The sequence below is a fragment of the Flavisolibacter nicotianae genome (assembly GCF_003628535.1).
GTDB classification, from domain to species: Bacteria; Bacteroidota; Bacteroidia; order Chitinophagales; family Chitinophagaceae; genus Flavisolibacter; species Flavisolibacter nicotianae.
This window is the reverse complement of sequence record NZ_RBCI01000005.1, coordinates 156557-176554: the sequence shown is the minus strand read 5'-3', so window position 1 is coordinate 176554 and position 19998 is coordinate 156557. Positions and strand designations below refer to the sequence as shown.

General features: G+C 48.2%; 18 protein-coding genes. 6 read left to right on the top strand and 12 right to left on the bottom strand.

Annotated elements, in window-relative coordinates:
* Position 1: 1 nt before the first annotated feature.
* The 8 genes from D6024_RS15485 to D6024_RS15455 form a co-directional block, all read right to left on the bottom strand.
* Positions 2 to 397, bottom strand: coding sequence for a hypothetical protein (locus tag D6024_RS15485; RefSeq protein WP_121355551.1), 396 nt, complete (start codon positions 395 to 397; stop codon positions 2 to 4).
* Between the two features lie 43 nt (positions 398 to 440).
* Positions 441 to 671, bottom strand: a complete 231-nt coding sequence (locus D6024_RS15480) for a YgaP family membrane protein (RefSeq protein ID WP_121355550.1) — start codon at positions 669 to 671, stop codon at positions 441 to 443.
* Positions 672 to 806: 135 nt separating this feature from the next.
* Positions 807 to 944, bottom strand: coding sequence for a preprotein translocase subunit YajC (locus D6024_RS26755; protein WP_162944790.1), 138 nt, complete (start codon positions 942 to 944; stop codon positions 807 to 809).
* A complete protein-coding gene (locus tag D6024_RS15475) occupies positions 941 to 1822 on the bottom strand; it encodes a CHAD domain-containing protein (protein WP_162944789.1) in 882 nt (293 codons plus the stop codon). The genes D6024_RS26755 and D6024_RS15475 overlap by 4 nt, the downstream gene beginning before the upstream one ends.
* A 61-nt stretch (positions 1823 to 1883) precedes the next feature.
* Positions 1884 to 2261, bottom strand: coding sequence for a hypothetical protein (locus D6024_RS15470; protein WP_121355548.1), 378 nt, complete (start codon positions 2259 to 2261; stop codon positions 1884 to 1886).
* A gap of 4 nt (positions 2262 to 2265) precedes the next feature.
* Positions 2266 to 3111, bottom strand: coding sequence for a universal stress protein (locus D6024_RS15465; protein ID WP_121355547.1), 846 nt, complete (start codon positions 3109 to 3111; stop codon positions 2266 to 2268).
* 9 nt (positions 3112 to 3120) lie between these two features.
* Complete coding sequence (locus tag D6024_RS15460; protein WP_121355546.1) at positions 3121 to 3945, bottom strand: universal stress protein; 825 nt, start codon at positions 3943 to 3945, stop codon at positions 3121 to 3123.
* A gap of 192 nt (positions 3946 to 4137) precedes the next feature.
* On the bottom strand, positions 4138 to 6708 hold the full coding sequence (locus D6024_RS15455; RefSeq protein ID WP_121355545.1) for a cation-translocating P-type ATPase: 2571 nt from the start codon (positions 6706 to 6708) through the stop codon (positions 4138 to 4140).
* A gap of 285 nt (positions 6709 to 6993) precedes the next feature.
* Here D6024_RS15455 and D6024_RS15450 point away from each other — a divergent pair, with 285 nt between their 5' ends.
* The 5 genes from D6024_RS15450 (at position 6994) to D6024_RS15430 (ending at position 12086) form a co-directional block, all read left to right on the top strand.
* Positions 6994 to 7995, top strand: coding sequence for an efflux RND transporter periplasmic adaptor subunit (locus D6024_RS15450; RefSeq protein WP_240410052.1), 1002 nt, complete (start codon positions 6994 to 6996; stop codon positions 7993 to 7995).
* Entirely contained in the window at positions 7992 to 9251 is a 1260-nt protein-coding gene (locus D6024_RS15445) for an ABC transporter permease (protein ID WP_121355543.1), read from the top strand. Before D6024_RS15450 ends, D6024_RS15445 begins: the two co-directional genes overlap by 4 nt.
* A 1-nt stretch (position 9252) precedes the next feature.
* A complete protein-coding gene (locus D6024_RS15440) occupies positions 9253 to 9933 on the top strand; it encodes an ABC transporter ATP-binding protein (protein ID WP_121355542.1) in 681 nt (226 codons plus the stop codon).
* Positions 9934 to 10392: 459 nt separating this feature from the next.
* Positions 10393 to 10614, top strand: coding sequence for a general stress protein (locus tag D6024_RS15435; protein WP_121355541.1), 222 nt, complete (start codon positions 10393 to 10395; stop codon positions 10612 to 10614).
* Between the two features lie 302 nt (positions 10615 to 10916).
* The gene (locus D6024_RS15430; protein WP_121355540.1) at positions 10917 to 12086 is read left to right on the top strand and encodes a Gfo/Idh/MocA family protein; all 1170 of its coding nucleotides are present in this window, start codon (positions 10917 to 10919) and stop codon (positions 12084 to 12086) included.
* A 198-nt stretch (positions 12087 to 12284) separates the two neighbouring features.
* On the opposite strand, the gene D6024_RS15425 is transcribed toward D6024_RS15430, so the two are convergent.
* Both D6024_RS15425 and D6024_RS15420 read right to left on the bottom strand, forming a co-directional pair.
* Complete coding sequence (locus D6024_RS15425; protein WP_162944788.1) at positions 12285 to 13817, bottom strand: hypothetical protein; 1533 nt, start codon at positions 13815 to 13817, stop codon at positions 12285 to 12287.
* A 450-nt stretch (positions 13818 to 14267) separates the two neighbouring features.
* Entirely contained in the window at positions 14268 to 15641 is a 1374-nt protein-coding gene (locus tag D6024_RS15420) for a vanadium-dependent haloperoxidase (RefSeq protein WP_121355538.1), read from the bottom strand.
* Positions 15642 to 15885: 244 nt separating this feature from the next.
* On the opposite strand from D6024_RS15420, the gene D6024_RS15415 reads away from it, so the two are divergent.
* On the top strand, positions 15886 to 16131 hold the full coding sequence (locus tag D6024_RS15415) for a hypothetical protein (RefSeq protein ID WP_121355537.1): 246 nt from the start codon (positions 15886 to 15888) through the stop codon (positions 16129 to 16131).
* Positions 16132 to 16653: 522 nt separating this feature from the next.
* Here D6024_RS15415 and D6024_RS15410 read toward each other — a convergent pair.
* Positions 16654 to 19035, bottom strand: coding sequence for a glycoside hydrolase family 3 protein (locus tag D6024_RS15410; RefSeq protein WP_121355687.1), 2382 nt, complete (start codon positions 19033 to 19035; stop codon positions 16654 to 16656).
* A 141-nt stretch (positions 19036 to 19176) separates the two neighbouring features.
* Positions 19177 to 19896 (bottom strand): outer membrane lipoprotein-sorting protein, encoded by a 720-nt coding sequence (locus D6024_RS15405; RefSeq protein ID WP_121355536.1) that lies wholly within the window; start codon positions 19894 to 19896, stop codon positions 19177 to 19179.
* Positions 19897 to 19998: the final 102 nt, after the last annotated feature.

Sequence of the window (19998 nt, the reverse complement as noted above, 5' to 3'; positions counted from 1 at the left end):
TTTACAGGAAAAGGCTGTTGATGTTAAACCGTGGAGGCTTGCTGGCTGCCCTGGCAATGGCATTTTGCCTGACAAGGCTAAGCTGGCTGTTTCCATCGATTTCAATCCGCAGGTTACCCTCGCTCCGGAACAAACGAATACCAAGGCCAAATTCTTTTTTCATGCGTTTCCTGAATTCCGCCACTGTTAGTGCAGGTGTAAAGGTAAACACGCCTTCCCTTACCTGGCAGCACGGCTGGTCCCGCTGATGGGAAGGACGTAAATTCCTGCCCGCAACGGCAAGTTCGGCGAGTGATGGCTCTTCGCACATGAATTGAAGTTTCAGGTTCGGGAAAACCTCTTCAAACTGCTTTTTGATCTCCCTGGTTGAGGTGTCCTTTGTGATGTTCAACTTCATAGCTGCATTTTTGATCGTTAAGAATATCTCAAAGGGTACTTTGTTAAGACGTTCCGGCAGAGGGGCTTGACTTTTTTTGCGAAACGTTGTCCATGCCGGTAAACCGGTAGAAAGGGCACATGCCCAGGATTGCCGTTGCGGATAAAAAGAATACAATCGCCAGGCACCCTACCGCCCACCCCACCGCGAGATGAGTCACCAGCAGGAAAAACCCAAACAGGGCGGCAATGAACAACCGCACAATTCGCTCAATGACATTCATGTTCTGTTTCATTCTCTGGGTTTTTGTGGGAAGAAAAGCCAATACACCTCACAAAACTATCCCTGGCAGCCTGCCTCCGGGGTGACAGCAGTCATCTACCTCTATGAAAATTGTCAGTAGTGTAGCGAATGATTGAGCAGGAAGAAGTCAATGCGCTTTGTTGCGCAGGAAGAAGTAAAAAACGACAAACAAAACGGCAAGCATCACCAGGGTCAGCAACCAAAAATGGCTCTTCCTCTTTGGCATCCATGCCGGCATTCCTTCCCTACGGCGAATGTCTTTCATAACGAATTGTTTAAGAGTTGAAAAGAAGAAGTTGAAACAACGGCCGGCAGCCGGTCAGAACAGAGCAGGCTACTACGCAACGGTTGCAGCAGAAAAATACTTTCTTTTTTTACGTCCGCTTTGCGCCCGACGCAATATGTATGCAATCGCTGCAAGACCGTCTTTTCTTGCCGGTTCGGAACCGCATCAAGATAGTCCGTTGTCAAAAATGTCATCGCAATGCAAAGATCCTGGAAATCGCCCAGGCGGTCTGTCAATTTGATGCAGGCATCCCGGTTAAAATGTTTTGGATCGAAGGCCTCTTCGATAAAAGGCCCAATCCAGTTCCATACGTAAAGAAGGTCTTTCAGCACTTTCCGAATGGAGTGGAGTGTTTCATCGTTCAGCTCAAACGCTGAAAGAAACTGCACCAGCGCTGCTTTTTTCAGGGCCACGAAGGCTTGCTCCAACCGGTCATCAAACCCGTGGTGGGCAGCTTTCAGCACGCGGCTCTCTTCTTTTTCTAGGGAAAGAAGCTGCCCCTCTTCACGGACAAGAATTTTTGCTTCTTCTTCCTTTTGGTGAAGAATGGCCAGGTAGGCCAAAGGTTCCGCGTAATGGAACTGCCGGCACCACTGCAACACCATTTCTTTTTGCAATTGCAGGCAACGAACATTCCCTGCAGCATGGTAAAAGTCACGAAGTTTTCTCCCTATCCGGAGACCTTTCTGTTGCTCGCCGCTCCCATTCAACAGGCGCAAGAAGGCACGCAGTTTTTTAATTTCGAGCCGGAACCGGTGGATCGCTTCCACGTCGAATTCTTCCAGTACATCGGGGCGGTACCGGTTCAGGTTGTGATACCGCTTTTGCAGGGTATGTATGACGTTGTGTTGTTTCACGTTTCTAATGCTATCCGCACCGATTGTAACATTAAAATTCTGCACTGAAGGAAACGGCTAGCTATCGGCCTTCGTTCAGTTTTTCATTGTAGCTAAACTCGCTTTGCTCCGCCAGGGTCAGCGAGTCGCTCAGCGAGGTTTGCACCCAACGACCGTCTTTATTGCAACGGAAAACCTGGGCATTCAAACCATAACTTTCGCTGAGTTCTTTTTCCACACGGGCAACCGTGTACCAGGATTTGATTTCCAGGGCGCCGTTCTGGTGATTGCTGCGCACATCGCCAACACGCAGCCGGTTGTTTAGTTGAAACGCCTTTTCTGTCGGTTCAAATCGCTTGTGTTGTTCCGAATAAAATTCCAGTTTCAGCGAAGGAAAACATTCGGTGAACCGCTCCTGTACTTCGCTTAAGATTAATTGATCATGGATATGAAGGAACATGGCTTCAGGATTTGTTGTGTGCAATAAAAAGCGGTGCTTTCACATGTTTCAGCAAACGGTCTGCCATACTGGCCCGGAATAGCCGTGAAAGACGGCCGCGTTGGTAGGCGCCAAGCACAATCAGCGGGCTTTTCTTTTCGCGTTGCAGGTAAAAAACAATCTCTTCCTCAGGCTCACCTTTGATCACCACGTACTCTGCCTTTGGATAATGCCGGCGGGCAAATTCCTTAACCAGCCGATTATTGGGTACCTGGATCGGGTTGTCTTCTGTTTTTACTGTCAGCACCACGGTTTCATAATAGTTATAGCTGTCAAAAACGTAGCTGAACGCTTTGGCTGCGTACACCGACGACGGTTCGCCATCGTAAAGCAGCACAATGCGGTTGAAATAATGATAGGACTCCGGTACCAGCAACACAGGGCATTGCACGTCAACGAGCAGATCGCGAATAAAGCGTGACGGAGGTCCCTCGTGAAAGCGGCTTATGGTTTCACCGGAATTGATAATGAGCAGGTCAGCGTAAATGGATTCTTCAAGCAGTTCCTGCAAAGCGATGTTCCTGTCGCGATGAACGGAAAAATTCAGTTCGGCCGTCTCGCAGGCCTGTTGAAATTTTTGAATGCTTTCTTCCCGTTGCTCTTCATCTTTTTCATTGAGTCTATGCAGGTAAGCTTCCTTGTCTTCTCCTTCGTAGGTAGCCAGTTGGCGGAAGCTATAACTATGGCGTGTAAAATCTTCGAGGAAAACGCCAACCAGGTGTACGTTGCCACCTTTGGCCAGCGAAACAGCGTACTGCAGCGTTGATTCCTTAAAACTCAGTCCGTCGAAAACAGCGATAAACTTTTTCATGGTATGCTTTTAATGATGTGTGATAAACAGGGGCAGATCAATTGTGCGGATCAGCCTATCGGCCGTGCTTTTTCGAAAGAAACGCGACAAAAGACCACGGCCATAGGCGCCCAGCACGACAATGCAGTTTTGCTTCCTGAATAGGTAGTCAAACAACCCGTCCTGCGACTGGCCGGGTCGCCGCAGGTTGGTCGCAAAGGCATAATGTCCGCGAAGCCAGTGCAGCACTTTGTGGTAATTTTCGTCCTCGTATTGCTTGCCGGAGTTGATCTCCAGTAAAACGGCTTTCCTGTCATGCAACTGGGGCATCAGGTATGTAAACTGTTTCAGCGCGAATACAGCCGACGCACTTCCATCGAAACAAAAAACGACTTCATCGATCCGGTGAAAAACCTCCGGCGACAGAAGCACGGGACATTCCGCACCAGATAGCACTTCTTTCACAAGATGGGTGGGCAAATTCTCCTGCAGGTTGTAAAAATTAATTGCAGGATCGACGATGAGGAGGTCGGAATAGCGACTTTCGAAAATGATTTCCTGGATCGGCTCGCCTTTGTCCACGTATACATCCGGCTGGAGGCTGTTCCTGTGACAGATATCCGTGAACTGCTGGATGGCAGCACCGGTGCCGGCAGCAAGAACGGTTTCTTTTTTTTGCACCGGCGCGTCAATTCCCAAACCGGCATTGCCGCCGGCAGGCCTGTATTCAAAATAAATGTTTTCAATAAAAAGTCCGGTGAGCTTCGACCCTGTTAATTGGGCCATGCGGCAGGCAAATTCAATGGAAGCAACATTAGGTTTATGTGAATTGATCACGACAATGATCTTTTCCATAAAACGTTTTTGTAAACCTACCGCCACCCTATAGCCATGCCTATGATGGTGGTTACGCGGCCTGCTGACTTTCATCACTGCAGCAAGTCAAGGGCTGGGCAGGTCGAAGAGCGATAGCAAAAACGAAAATCAGCGGTAGGTATTTATCAAAACTGGCGGGTCGCAAAACGTTGAAAGCAATAAATGAACGTACTATTTTTTTTGACGGTTTTTCCATTTTTTCCTGAACCATTTCGATAACTCCGCCACATGAAACACAACGACGGCAACGCCTGTACAAACGGACAGTTCGCTCAGACTGAGTGGCTCTGTGCGGAACAGGCGGTTGGCAACCGGAAGATAAATCACTGCCAGTTGCAGGACAACGGTCAGCAGGATGGCGCCAGTCAAAAAGGGATTACTGAAAAAGCCTTTTTTGTAGATGAAATTGTCGTCGCTGCGAATGGAAAAAACCTGCGCCAGTTGCACAAAGGTGAGCACCGTAAAGACCATCGTTTGCCAGTGGGCATCGCCGGCGTGAATGGCCCAGGCCTGTGTGCCCAGCGTCAAAAAAGCCATCAATAATCCCATCCACGCAATATGGTAACCGATGCCTTCGGCAAACAGGCTTTCATCGGGTTTCCTGGGTTGCCTTTCCATGATTTTTTCTTCCGCCTTTTCGGCCGAAAGCGCAAGCCCCGGCAAGCCATCAGTCACCAAATTGATCCAAAGAATATGAATGGGTAAAAGCGGGATGGGCAGGCCCAGGAACGGCGCCAGGAAAATGGTCCAGATCTCGGCGCTGTTGCAGGTCATGATGTATTTAACAAACCGCCGGATGTTGTCGTAAATGCGTCGCCCTTCGCGAACGGCCCGAACGATGGTCGCAAAATTGTCGTCCAGGAGAATCATGTCGGCTACTTCTTTTGTTACGTCAGTTCCCGTGATTCCCATGGCGATGCCGATGTTGGCCCGCTTCAGCGACGGCGCATCGTTCACACCATCCCCGGTCATCGCAACGAAATGGCCTTTTTGCTGCAAGGCTTTCACGATCGACAATTTTTGCTCCGGCGACACCCGTGCATAAACCCGGATTTTTTCCACGTTCGATGCCAGTTCTTCTTCGTCCATCGCGGCCAGTTCAGCGCCGGTAACCACCAACCCGCCTTTGGTCAACAGTCCAATCTCTCGGGCAATTGCCGCCGCCGTTTCCCGGTGGTCGCCGGTAATCATCACGGGCTGAATGCCTGCGGTTTTGCATTCGGCAATGGCCGTCCTGATTTCTTCCCGCGGCGGATCGATCATTCCAACAAGACCTGCAAAAGCGAGATCTTTTTCGATGGACTCTTCTGTTAGTTCCTCCGGCAACGTCGGCAATAGCCGGTAGCCAAACGCCAGCACCCGCAGGCCTTGCGAAGCCAACCGGCCTGCTTCCTCAAGAGGCGTTTCGTTTTCTTCCTGTAACCGGCTGACGATGGATTCCGCTGCACCTTTTGTGATCACCAGGTACCGGTCTCCGTACCGGTGAATCGTGGTCATGCACTTGCGGATAGAGTCGAAAGGCAGCTCACCAACCCGTTCAAAATTTTGCTGCACCGATTCGTAAAGCGCAGGGGAATATTTTTTTTGAATAGCCAGCACCATGGCAATTTCTGTCGGGTCGCCCAGCCAGTCATCCTCCTGCCAAATGACGGTGTGGTTGAGTGCCATGCTCAGCTCGAGCATAGAATCAGTGGCTGGCGGAGGCATTTCCGTTTCGGCCGGGTTGACCTGCACAACCGTCATGCGATTTTCGGTCAGTGTGCCCGTCTTGTCCGTACAGATGTAAGTGACGGAACCCAAGGTTTCAACAGCCGTGAGTTTGCGTATCAGCACGTTCTTTTTCACCAGCCTTGCAGCTCCTCGCGAAAGTGCAATCGTGATGAGTGCAGGAAGGGCTTCGGGTATAGCCGCTACCGCAAGCGAAATGGACACCAGCAGCATGCGTACCGGCTCCTCGCCGCGAAGCAGCCCCACAACAAATAACACGACACAGATCAGAAGAATGAGGTAAGAAAGTTTTTTGCCGAAATCGTTCAGCCGCTGCTGCAAAGGCGTCGGGCTTACTTTTTCCTGTAGCATCGAAGCAATCCGACCGATCTCCGTTTCCATTCCTATGGCAATGACCACTCCCTTGCCACGGCCATTGGTGACCTGCGTGTTTTTAAACGCCATGTTTACCTGGTCGCCCAGGGGCAAGTCTCCGGCAGGGATGGCCTCCACGGTTTTATCTATCGAAAGCGATTCCCCCGTCAGTGAAGCTTCCATAATTTTCAGGCTTTGCCCCTCGGTCAGGCGCAGGTCGGCCGGCACCGTGTTTCCGGCTTCGAGCAACACCACATCACCCGGGACCAGTACGGCGGCATCCAGGGTGTGAACCTGGCCATTGCGTAATACAAGACTGTGCTGGGCCGCCATTTTTTTCAGGGCGTCCATTGCTTTTTCCGCCCTGTATTCCTGCACAAAACCAACTATCGCGTTGAGAAAAACGATGACGAGAATGATTACCGTATCGGCACTGTCGCCCACAATACCCGAAATCACGGCCGCTACGACCAGGATCACGATCATCAGGTCTTTGAACTGGTTGACAAAAAGAAGCCAGGCTGGCGTTTTCTTTTTTTCAATAAGCTGGTTGGGTCCGAATTCCGCCAGTTTCTGTGCAGCTTCACGGTCGGAAAGCCCTTCGGTGGAGGAACCGGTTTTCCGGAAAACTTCTTCCCTGTCGAGTGAATACCAGTTCATCGCTTTTTTCGTGTTTCTGATCTGAAATTTAGCGAAATGTCAAATGCCGGACGGGATAGGCCGAATTTCCAACCTGAATGGGACCGTAAACCAAACAATCTTGCATGGACAAACGAAGCCTGGTTCGTGAATTGGGCCAACAGGTTTCATCTCCGGCAATGAGCTTTGTCAGTTCCGTTTGACTGGCCCACTTTCTATATTTGAAGAATGAAATTGTTCCGTTGGTCTTTCTGCCTGCTTTTCTTCTTTTCCTGCAGGCAAAAACACGAAACTACCAGGCCGGTTGTGCAAACGATCACTGAATCTGTTTACGCTTCGGGGAAAGTAAAAAGTAAAAACCAGTATGAAGCCTTTTCTCCCGTGCCCGGCATCATACGGCAGGTGCATGTCACCGAAGGTACAATGGTTCATAAAGGTGACCCGCTGGTGTCGCTGGTGAATGAAACGTCGCAACTCAGCCGGGAGGCCGCAGGCATTTCGGCACAATATTCCACGGTTCAGGCCAACCTGGACAAACTGCAGGAAGCGGAGGCTAACATTGATTTGGCGAAAACAAAGTTGCAAAACGATTCCCTGCTACTCGACCGCCAGGCAAAACTTTGGAATAGCGGCATTGGCACCCGCAACGATCTGGAGCAACGCCAGCTTGCTGTAAAGAATTCGGCGACGGCCTACCAAACGGCCCGCCTGCGCTACCGCCAGTTGAAGCAGCAGTTGACCCTGAACGAAAAACAGTCTAGAAAGAATTTGCAAATCAGTTCAACCGTTGCCGGTGATTACATCGTTCGGGCAAAACAGGACGGAACGGTTTACAGCTTTGACAAAGAAGTGGGTGAAGTGGTGAGTCCGCAAGTGCCGATCGCCGTAATTGGAAATAGCGAAGATTTTATACTGGAACTGCAGGTGGATGAATACGATATCGCGAAAATAAAACCCGGCCAAAAAGTGCTGGTGAGCATGGACAGTTACAAAGGACAAGCTTTCGATGGTATCGTTACGAAGATTGAGCCGATCATGAACGAACGTTCGCGATCCGTGACGATTGAAGCGGCTTTTACGAAATCCCCTCCTTCCCTTTATCCCAACCTGACTGCAGAAGCCAATATCCTGATCAACAGCCGAGAAAATGCGATCACCATTCCAAGAGATTATTTAATTGACGACAGCTATGTGTTGTTGAAGGGCGGCGAAAAACGTAAAGTGGCAGTGGGACTAAAAGACTATCAAAAAGCGGAGGTGCTCCAGGGAATCGGCAAAGATGACATCATTCAAAAACCGGAGCAATGAAAAAAAAACTAAGCTTCGACATCGCCAAAGCATTGCTGCTGGCCCGCCTGAAGCAGACACTGGTAGCAGCCATTGGCGTGACTTTCAGCATCACGATGTTCATTACACTGTTAAGCTTTATGACCGGCTTAAACAAGCTTTTGGATAATTTGATCATCAACCGTACGCCACATGTACGATTGTTCAACGAGATCCAGCAAAATCCCAATCAACCCATCACGCTGGTCCCGCAATACAAAGGAGCGCATCATTTTATTTCTTCCATCAAGACTGCCAACAGCCGCGAGGAGCTGTATAACAGCAGCGCCATCCTGCGCACCTTACGGGCCGATTCAAGGGTACAAGGCATTTCACAAAAGATCAATACCCCGGCTTTCTTCAACGAAGGCAATACCCGCATTGCAGCGACGATTAACGGGATTGATGTGCAATCCGAAAACAGCCTGTTTCATTTTTTCGATTACATTACAAAAGGCGTCGCGGAAAACCTGGGCATTATCCCTAACAGCATTGTACCCGGTAAAGCACTGGCAGATAAACTTGCCGTTGATATCGGCGACATGGTTTATGTGACCATGCCGACAGGTGAAACCTTTCCGTTAAAAGTTGTAGCCTTTTACCAGTCCGGCATCAATGACCTTGACAAAGTGATTGCTTTTACCTCCATCGCGACGGCGCAAAAGCTGCTGGGCAAACCGGCCAATTATTTAACCGAAGTTCAGGTGCGCCTGAACGATATTGCGATAGCCCCCGCCGTGGCGAAAGAATACCGCCATCTTTTTGGGATCCAGGCCGAAGACATCCAGACTGCAAATGCGCAATTTGAAACCGGCACCTCGATCCGCACTCTTATCTCCTACGTGGTAGGAATTACGTTATTGATCGTGGCGGGATTTGGTATTTACAATATTCTCAACATGATGATCTATGAAAAAATGGATACGATCGCCATCCTGAAAGCAACGGGATTTTCGGGCCGCGACGTCAAACAAATCTTTATGCTGATTGCGTTGAGTATAGGATTTTTCGGCGGCCTGGCCGGTTTGCTATTTGGCTATGGCCTGTCGGTCATCATCGACAATATTCCTTTCAATACGGCTGCCCTTCCGACGATCAAAACCTACCCGGTGAATTACAACCCGGTTTATTACATGATCGGGATTCTTTTTTCGTTGCTAACCACTTACCTGGCGGGTTATTTCCCGGCTGCAAAGGCCGGACGGATTGACCCGGTTGTCATTATCAGAGGCAAATAGTATGGAGACACCGATACTGGAAGCAAGGCACATCAGCAAATCGTTTCACGAACAACTCAACACGCAAGTGCTGACGGATATTAGTTTTACTGTAAACAAAGGAGAATTTGTATCCGTCGTTGGGAAATCGGGATGCGGGAAATCGACCCTGCTTTATATTCTCTCCACGATGGATACCGATTACGAAGGAGAGCTGCTGATCGACAATGAACTGGTTACCGGGAAAAAGGCGGCCAGGCTGGCAGAAATCCGGAACGAAAAGATCGGGTTTGTTTTCCAGTTTCACTATCTCCTGAACGAGTTTACCGTTTTGCGAAACGTAATGCTGCCCGGCCTGAAGCTAAACCGTTTGACTGAAATGCAGGTGGAACAGAATGCCCGTAAATGGCTCACGGCATTGGATATCGTTCATTTGGAAAACAAACTTCCCAACAAGCTATCCGGCGGAGAAAAGCAACGCGTTGCAATTGCCCGTGCCCTGATCAACGACCCGCACATTATCATGGGCGATGAACCGACGGGTAACCTTGACAAAAAAAACAGCCAGATTGTGTTTGACATTTTCAATACGCTTTCCGGAAAATTCGGGCAAACGCTTTTGATTGTAACCCATGACCCGGAATTTGCTTCCCACACAAAAAGGACAATCGAAATGGAAGACGGTCGCATCAAGAAACAATAAACGTCGTTTTAAGCCGCGGGGGCAGGAATTGTGTTCAATAGGTTCAAAATGCAAGAACGACAGGAATCAGTTTCGATTTTATGACCGCTTTCCTCTGGCCAGCGAATGTGGAAGTTTTATAACAAAAAGATAGAACATAATTTTCTTTCTCGTTTTGGAACAGAAGAGGTTCTGACCAATATGACTTCTTCCAGTTGCGAAAACGCAAGCCAGTGTTGAATTTGCTTATTAATTTTCAGAAATTTTTAAGACGGTTTTCCTATCTTTAGAATAATCGGGTAGTAGAACGCTAAGTACTTTAGGCAGCCATCAGGCATATTGACAGACAGGACCAAATTCTCCCCATTTTTCTTCCTTTCGAAAACAAACTACCAAATCTGCTATGAGGTATAACAATTGCATGATTGTGAAGCCAATACACAATTTGTAATACGTATCACCTTATAAACAAGTAGCAGGATGGAAAAACAGCAAACAAGTGAAAAATCCAGACGTGGGTTTGCGATCATGAAGCCGGAGCGCCAGCTTTCCTCACAAGGGGGAAACACAGGGTCACAAAAGGGTGTGGCGCATGAGCGAAGCAAGGATGAAGCAAGGGAAACGGGTCGCAAAAGCGGCACTGCTTCCGGGCACAGACGCCTGAACAGGACGGAAAACGATGGGCGTGACGATATTTTGTAAGGTATTGCAAACTGATGCAGACCGAGGCTCCTTTTACAAGGAGCCTTTTTAATGTTCGTGAAAGGCGAAAGTTTTCGAGAGCACTTACCGATGCCATTTCTAAAAAACATTTATTTCCTTCCTTCAGATATAACCAGATTTCTTTCCGCAGCCAAAGCAAAAAATTCCCAGATACTTCCGATTAACAGCGGCTGCGATTCGGCACAATAATCAAAAAAGATTTTCCACTTCGTCAAACTAGGCCGTTATTGACGGGTTTATAAAAAGCAGAATCTTTTATATTTAGCAAAATATTGTTTTTTATGAATAGAAAATTACGAATGGGTATGATCGGCGGGGGCAAAGATGCCTTTATTGGGGCTATCCACCGCATTGCCGCCAATATGGATGGATTGGTTGAACTGGTTTGCGGATCGTTAAGTATCAACAAAGACATAGCGATTGATAGCGGCCGCTCCCTGTTCCTGCCGGAAGAACGGATTTACACAAACTACGAGGAAATGCTGGAAAAAGAAAGCCAGCTTCCGGAGGGAGAACGCATGGATTTTGTAACCATTGTCACACCCAATTTTGCCCACTTTGCCCCGGCGATGATGGCATTGGACAAAGGGTTTCACGTGGTGGTAGAAAAACCCATCACCCTTACACTGGAAGAAGCACTTCAGTTGAAAGAAAAACTGGCCGAAACAGGCCGTCTGCTTTGCCTGACGCATACGTATACGGGCTACCCAATGGTTAAGCAGGCCCGCGAGATGATCAAAAACGGTTCACTGGGCAAGATCAAAAAAGTGTTCGTAGAATACCGCCAGGGATGGCTAAGCAAGCTTCTGGAGCGTGAAGGCAACCAGGGCGCTGCCTGGAGAACGGACCCAAAGAAAGGTGGTAAAAGTGCCGTAATGGGTGATATCGGAACCCATGCATTTAACTTGGCCGAATACATCAGCGGTCTGCAGGTAACGCAGGTTTGCGCCGATCTGAATACAATGGTGGAAGGACGCCAGCTCGACGATGATGGCAGTGTTCTTTTGCAGTTCAATAACGGGGCAAGAGGCGTACTGGCCGCAACGCAGGTTGCTGCCGGTGAGGAGAATAATCTTACCATTAAAGTGTATGGCGAAAACGGTGGCCTGGAATGGCACCAGCAGGAACCCAACACGCTCCTGCTGAAATGGCTGGACAAGCCGACAGAAGTTTACCGTGCCGGCACGGGTTTTCTGACTGACATTGCCAAACACAACAGCCGTACACCTGGCGGGCACCCGGAAGGCTACCTGGAAGCGTTTGGAAATATTTACCGCAATTTCATCCTGACACTTTCTGCCAAACTAAATAACACGTCAGTTGACGGCAGCGTGATTGAATTTCCGTCGATCACCGAAGGTATCCGGGGCATGGCCTTTATCGATAGCGTGGTAAATAGCAACCAAAGCAGCGAGAAATGGACGCCGTATGTCCTAGCAAATGTGCAATAGTCACAGTCGGTATCATCCCATCACTTTTAAGGGCTGGTTTGGACTTGCAAAACTGTTTATTACCATCAGCAATTAAACATTGGCGGGGATTTTTTGCAGCAAAGCTTTAGTTTATTGGCGAACAAACCATTTTATAAAAGGTAGATAAAAAAAGAACCCCAAATGGGGTTCTTTTAATTTGATTGATTTCCAGATGGATTAGTGAGAAGCGGAAACCAGTTTGCCGCTGGTCATTTTATCACCGACCCGCATCATGTACATCAAACCACCACGCAACGTAGAAGGCACAGTGTAGTCAACTGTTTGGCTTCTGCCGGCAGAGATGTACCCACTGAAAGGCACTGCCACTTTTGCACCCGACAAGTTGTAAAGGCCCAGTTCCGCACTACCGGAAACTTTGGATTCAATTACAAAATGGAGTGTGCTTTGGAAGGGGTTCGGGCTGGCCGAAACAGTGATGCCGATTTTGGCTTCAGCATTTTGATCCTTTTCTCCATCGCTCTTTGGAGAAACTGCAACTATTGCCTGAGGTCCTGCATACAAACGGCATTCGTCGAAGTATTCGTTAATGGCAGTTGCAGCATCGCTGATCGCACTCAGTGTGACGCCATGAAGGTTGCCACCTGCCAGTGCATCATTTGCAAAGGACAGTAAACCGGCGGCCGTATTGGGATAACCGGCAGCAACGACAGCACTAATGACAGCCGGGCTAACAAGGCCGGACAGTGAAATACCGCCCAATTGTGTGCCTGAAATGCCCAGGTTCAAAGTCAGTGTCAGAGTTTGTGACAATAAAGTGTTGGTTGATGTTCCGGTATAAGGAGCAGTTCCCAAAGTCCCATTGATAGCAGCTAAAACTTTACTCGGCCCACCACCAGGCAGGAAGTCCAGGATTTGTTGTGAAGTTATTGCTTTCACAGAATGCCCAGGACGGCCGACCATAACAGAACCACCATTCGCCGTCAAAATTGCATCAATCAATTTTGTGTGTGAATTTTGGCCGCCGGGATTGCCATAATAACCCTGTGTGTATGTACAGATCTTGGTCGGTGTACAGTTGGTGTAGCACTGCAGGTCAACGTCAACAAACGAATAGCAACCTTTTGAATCGACAATTCCAACCCAATAATACTTGTTCGGAAGGCCCGAAATCGTAAAAGGTGAAGAATTAAATGTTAGATTTTCGTAGCCTGGAATCAAATTCATGGCGCCATCATATACAGTAACATGGAATGGTGCGGTGCCATCCACTACTGTCACCGTAAAAGAACCATTGCTAAATCCCGGTTTTGGCACTACCACATTTGAATATTTGGATACAAATGTGCAGGGCATTGTTTGCAGATCGCCATCGACGAAGCTTTTACATCCTCTTGAATCAACAATGTCGATCCAATAATAACCCGGTGCCAGGTTTTTGACAACGAAAGGTGCGGTTGCAACAACTGTCGGCGGCTGGATTACGTTCATCTGCATGTCGTGAACAGTGTACGTAAACGGTCCAACACCATCGACAACCTCAATTGCCAATGTTCCATCCGTGTGACCGGCCATGGGAACCATGACAGAAGAAGCGATAATCTTTGAGACGAACGTACATTGTTGTGCGTAAGTGAGTGAGGAAATACTTAAAACAGAAAGAAGTAGAAGGAAAATTTTTCTTCCTTTTTTTAATAGCAGTGATGCATTCAAATAAGATGCATGCATGGGTGAGGCGTTTGTAGAGGTCATTTCATTTAAATTTAAAACTTTAAAAACGTTTGTATGATATGAGGTAAATCCGGGAGATAATTAATCCGGTGGAGACGGGCCGCTGCAAAGCGAATGCAGGGTCGAATATCGAATGCTATAAACAGGTAGGTAGATTTTGATTTTCATAAATCAGCACGACATTTTGCGCGTTGCCGAAATCTATTTATCAACGTTCAAGCTCAGGAATGGGAAATTCTAGGATGATTGGGAATTACGGTCTGTCCTGGTTATTCGATCTTGGAGGGATTGTTCGAGGGATTTGGATTGAATGTACATTAAATTTAGAACTTATATTTTAAAAACACAAAAGGTCAAACTTTTTCTTCGGAAAAAACTGATTTTATTTTTTTCATACGGCCCCGCTTTGAAGGGGATTTTACCGATCATCGCGGCATAGCTGCTGCACTCAACGTATCGGCATTGCCGTGGTTATTTCTTTAGTTTCAAATCTGCAAAATTCTTACCAACCATTTTGCCTTTTTGTAAACCGATTTCATTGTCCAAACGATAGTGAATTCCGCCATACAAACGGGACATTGCGGCTTCATCTGCTACTGCATCAAAGCTGCTGAATTGTCGTGGCGAAAACTGTCCGTCGTTGGTATGATCCGTAAATGTGTACTTGTCGCCAAAGATTGCGGTTAACAAAGCCGCAGTTGCACCCGATACTGTTGCATGGCCCGATGCGTAGGTCGGGAACGGCGGCGTGGGAATTAGTGAAGTCCAACTATCGTCAATATTTTGCCGGATAAAGGTGATCGGCCGCAAAATGCTGTATCTGTATTTTCCTTTCCAGCAGGAAATAAATGCGTCGGCAACCGTCATCCCGGCTTTGGCATAAACAATAGCAGCATCTTCAAGGGTCAGGTTGTTGCTTCGGATGAGCTGCGTCACAATATTGATGTTATGGCCAGGAGGTGTAATGCTGCCTGCGCCATCATTCCAGTACAGCGCAATTTCCCTTTGTGCCGGCGTTAGATGTGTGACCGTCTGGTAAACTTCATTGGCCATTTGATAGAACACAGACGAAGGAGCTGTGGAATACGCAAACGTCAATGGTGACGGGATGCAGGCATCATCAACGTTTTTGGCAAGGAAGGGCCTGTTATCACCCCAGAAAGGCAACAAAGGCTGGGCGAATGCCGGCGCGGTTGGAACCCATGCACCTTCATTTGTTGGCGGTGTATACTGGTCGGGGGTATAATTGATTAACGAACGCTGAATGCCGTCGGTATTGCTCCAATTGAAGATTACCTTGGCAACGGCCTTTCCGTACGCTTCGGAAGCATCCAGGTCTTCTTTATAGACTTCGGTCGCAAATTGTGAATGAAAATCACTGTACAGCTTTTCCATTGCGGAAAAATTAGCAGCGGATGTTTTGGAGAACAGGCTTTTTTCGATTTCGTAAAGCGCTGCATTGGCCACAGCCGGCCAGAAAACCTTTACACTTGGACTGTAAGATGGCAGCGTATAGGTATAGCCCAGTTTTGACTTCAGGCTGGCGTATTCCGGCATGCTCTCCACGATGCTTTCGTACAAAGCAACACCCGTGTAGCCCAATGCCCGCGATGCAACAGGGGGCGTAAACCCAGCCGTTGACTTAATGAGCAACAGCTCATTGTCAAACCATTTGGCGGCGACTTCACTCGAAAAATTCTTCTTGATTCCTTTGGCGGTAGAAATGTCGCCATTGACGGATGCAGGTACTTGTGGACTTCCAAGGTCTTGCTTTTGACAGCCCGAAAAAACAAGGGCCATTGCAGCTAGTGTGATGGCATAAAGGCCAGCAGATTTCTTCAGCATACTTACGGATTTAAACAATAAAAAATTAAAAACAGGAAACAATCCGGTTGACGTCGCAGGATATTCGACAGGGTATTTCTGAAGATAGTGGTGTCTGGTAAGTTTTAGTGGGCGGATTAAAGTAAGCTGCTCCGTTACAAACAACGATAGCGTTGATCTTTCACCTTTGTTTTAAAAAGAAGATATTGGAATCTCTCTAATGGACGTTGAGGTACAGTTAGTTTTACCTGAACAAATGTAAGGCTTGGCCGAACAATTCCAAATTCTTTCTAAGGAATTTTACTTATTGCAACCAAAACCAGTCCCGTTACCAAAAATCAACTCCTGCCCGTTCATCTTCTGCCTTCTGAAAGACTTTGCCGATCAGCTCATTGAACAACAAATGAGCACAGGTACATTGTTCAACTATTCGACTGCCGTCACCGGAAACGCATTTTCAATCAGCATTCGAATACCGGATCTGTCGGATCCCGATGAACAGTTAGGATGATCCTTTCTGCTCCCCAACTATACACTTCTCTCCCTTTCCCGACGCATTGCATCCGGATTTGAGCTGCTGCCTGTTCAGATGATCTTAGATTGAATTTTGCATATCATAGTGATACGGTCAAATTGAAGAATTTTCCTTTGAACCTTCCAACACAACCTTTCTTAATAACGTTATATGGCATAAATAAATCATGCCGCGCCGGTGTAGGGCCATGTAGAAGAATAGCAATTCCACCTTTTCTGAAACCTGTTGTCTTTGGAGAAACTTATTTTACGACTCTTATCACCAGTTTTGAGCACAACCACCTTTTCCACAAAGTTTTATGTGTGGGATAGCAACTCCACAAATTGTACCGAGGGAACGGTTTTCGCTATTGGTGATTGTTATTTGTCTGACCTATCTGAAAAAAGCTTTTGTATCAAAACAAAATATACCTCTGTAGTACCGGTTGTCATTGATCGCATCATTGAAAATAAAAAAGCGCCGTCTTTGACTGCGCTTTTGAAACCGTTTCACTCCTCTCTAGATCGCAGACTTTTTTGCCTTTGCCGGCCTTTTGTATTTCGCCGTGAGGCTGTCGTTGATCACTCCCTTCCAGTTCAGTCCATAGGCAAAATCATAGCTGTGACCTTCGCTGTCTATGTGAGGTTGCATGTCAAGGGGAACATCTTCCTGTTGCGCTTCTACGGTCTGCATATTGGCAGGCATCTGCAAGGGCAACAAGCCTGATGGAACAACTGCACCGGAAACAAGGTCGAGCAACGCCTGGTCCTGTACGCCGAAGGAGGCTAGGATTCCCTGGACTTCTTTTTCAAATTCAGCCATAACAGCCGGGTTGGAAAGCGCCAGTGACACGATTACCGGCTTACCGGCCATTGCCGTTTTCGTGTCGAGAATCGTTTTCAGGTCCGTGTAGTTGGCGGCAGTGATGGTCTTGCCTTTGTACGACCGGTTGGTGTTGGTTGGGTCCACAACAGGATCGCCTGCGGCGAGACTTTGCTGCCGGGCTGTTTCGGCCGTGTAGGGACCATATTGTAAACTGATCGGTACATAGCCGCTACCGCCTTTCTCCTTGTCTTCCTTGCTGTAGCCAACGCCGCCGGCCGGACCTTTTACAAAAACAATGGCCACGTCGGCTTTTGTGGGATCGTCCGTTACGGAAAAATATTTTTTTACCAGTTCTATCGATACCGGGTAATCTATTTTTTCAGGTGTGACATTACCAAACCAGTCGCGGCCAGCCGGCGTCACTCGTTTCGGGATATAAACCGTCGTCCCTTTCTTCAGTGGCAGTATACCGCCTTTGTTTTTCAGCAGCACGATCGAACGCAATTGCGCTTCATAGCCGGCCTTCATGAATTCCGGCTGACCAACGGTTTTCTTTGATTCTTCGGGATCGAGGTAAGGATTTTCAAACAATCCTACCTGGAAGATATTGCGCAACAGTCGGACAGCAGATTGCTCAAACCGCCGGCGCATCCATTGTTCGCCGTGTTCTTTTACACCCATGGAATAGGCTTCCAATACGGGACCCGCTGCATTATTGCCGCCAAACTGGTCCACACCGGCCATGAGAACCTTGTAGTGCCGTTCGGCAACCGACAGTTTCTCTACCCCCCAGGACTTGCCCGCAAACACGTCAGGTGTCTTTCCCTCATCGGCCGTCACCAGCCAATCCGTACAGACGACGCCATCATAACCATATTTGTTTCGCAACAGATCTGTCACAATGTATTTGCTGTAGCCGTTGCCGACATTTTCGTCATTTACCTTATCCTGGTTGAAGGAGATCGTATAATACGGCATGACAGCCGCCGCCCGTTTGGTTTTTCCTTCCAGTTTAAAAGCGCCGTCCACAAATGGAGTCAACTGGGTTTGAAAATTATTGCCGGGATAAACGGCAAATTTGCCGTAGGCAAAGTGGGCATCTCTCCCGCCCTCTTCCGGGCCGCCGCCAGGCCAGTGCTTTACCATGGCGTTTACGCTGGTATAGCCCCAGCCATTCGAAATTTCGTCTTTCGCAGTTGACGTTTGAAAACCGTCGATATAGGCTTTTGCCATTTCGGTTGCCAATTGCGGATCTTCTCCAAAAGTTCCGTTGAAACGGCTCCAACGAGGCTCCGTTGCAAGATCGACCTGTGGCGAAAGCGCCGTGGCGATGCCCAGTGCACGGTATTCACGGGCGGCAATCCGGCCAAATTGCCGCACAAGCGAAGGATCGAATGTCGCGGCCATTCCCAATGATTCCGGCCACATCGAAATGGCTCCGCCAGCGCCTGCATTGTATTCCGTACTGGCAACAGCACTGTGCCGTGGGTCCGAACTATTGTTGGCGGGAATACCCAACCCAAGTCCTTCCACAAAGGCCTGCAGGTTATTGTTCCATTGCGCTGCCACTTCCGGGCTTTGCACACGGGTAACCAGCACATGGCGAAGATTGTCTTCGGCCAAAAACTTCTTCTGCTGATCGGTCAGGTCCGAAGCCAGGGCACCGCTTTCCGGGAAGGGCTTGCCGCCGTAGGTTGCCGCACCAAAGCCACGCGGTGCTGCCGGAATAGCCTGGTGGGCACTGTATAGCATCAGCCCCGCAATTTGCTCTACCGACAATTTACCTGCAAGGTCTTTGGCCCTTGCTTCAACCGGCAGACGCCAGTCTTCATACGCATCCAATTTTCCATTTTTGTTGAGGTCTTTAAAAGCAAGGCCCCCAATGGTCAGGATTTTAACACCGGACGCTGGCGAATACCCGAGGGTGGCGCCACCTGGATTCGATACAATGTTGATCGCTCCATAGGACGATTGTTTCCAACGTGGCGTATTCTGTGCCAGCACCGGCGATAAAATACACCCAAGTACAACCGGGAAAAAACTGCGTTGAACGAACGATAAAAAAGGCTGGTTCATAAACAGGCTTTTGATTGGTTTGAGCACTTCCGATTCAGGAAGCCATTTTTCCTGCGAATTGATTGCTGTGCTTTTGTTGTTCGGGAAGTGGCCTCCTATATTTAACAGGCACCACAGAGGCTCCCGAAGCAACAGGAAAGTTTATTTCTTGATTTCGAAGACTGCCGCATCAACCGGCACATTCACTTCTATATTTTTCAGCTTCGACGTAATGGCAAATTGCCCCATGTTGATCTCCGTGGTTTGCGGAACTACCCAGCCGAAATCGGTCTTTTTAAAATCGGAGAAGGTTGTGGTGACTTCCACTTTTTGTCCCATCATTTCTGCCGAACGCACCGTTTGAATTAAATAATACGTGGCAGGATCGAAAAAGAAGGTGACTTCCTCGCCATTCTTGTCGATCAGTTTAAGCTTGTAGGCATTGATTGCACCCAGCTTTTCCTGGCCAACGTATTCGGCCTTTGCGCCGTTGGCCGCATAATTCAGAAGCGGTACGGCAAAGATCTGTGCCTGTCCAGCTTTGGCCTGTTCGGCCGGCAATTCCTGCGGGTCGCTGCTCCCCATCATGGGATTGACCATCCAGCCACCTTTGTCGGTAAAGACCTGGATCATTTTTGACCCCATCACCTCGGCCTCGCTGCGGAATCCTTTGCCATTCAAAATGAGTACGGTCGCCGGCGCCTCATTTCCCATGACCGTGTTGGTATTGGTCATTTTTACCGATGTAATGGCGCCCAGCTTTTCCTTTCCACCTATGGCTTCAAGGTGTTTGGCGATCACCTCGTCTGCCGTCTGTGCATGTACTGCGAGGGAAGAAGAAATTACTGCGAACAAAAGCAAACAATGCTGAATGAATTTCATATTTCTGTTTTTAATGGTGGTAAATAAACTATATCAAGTTAACGACTTCCGGCTTTCCAAATGACAGTTAAAAAAAGGGCAGCAAAACCTGTGAAAGGTAAA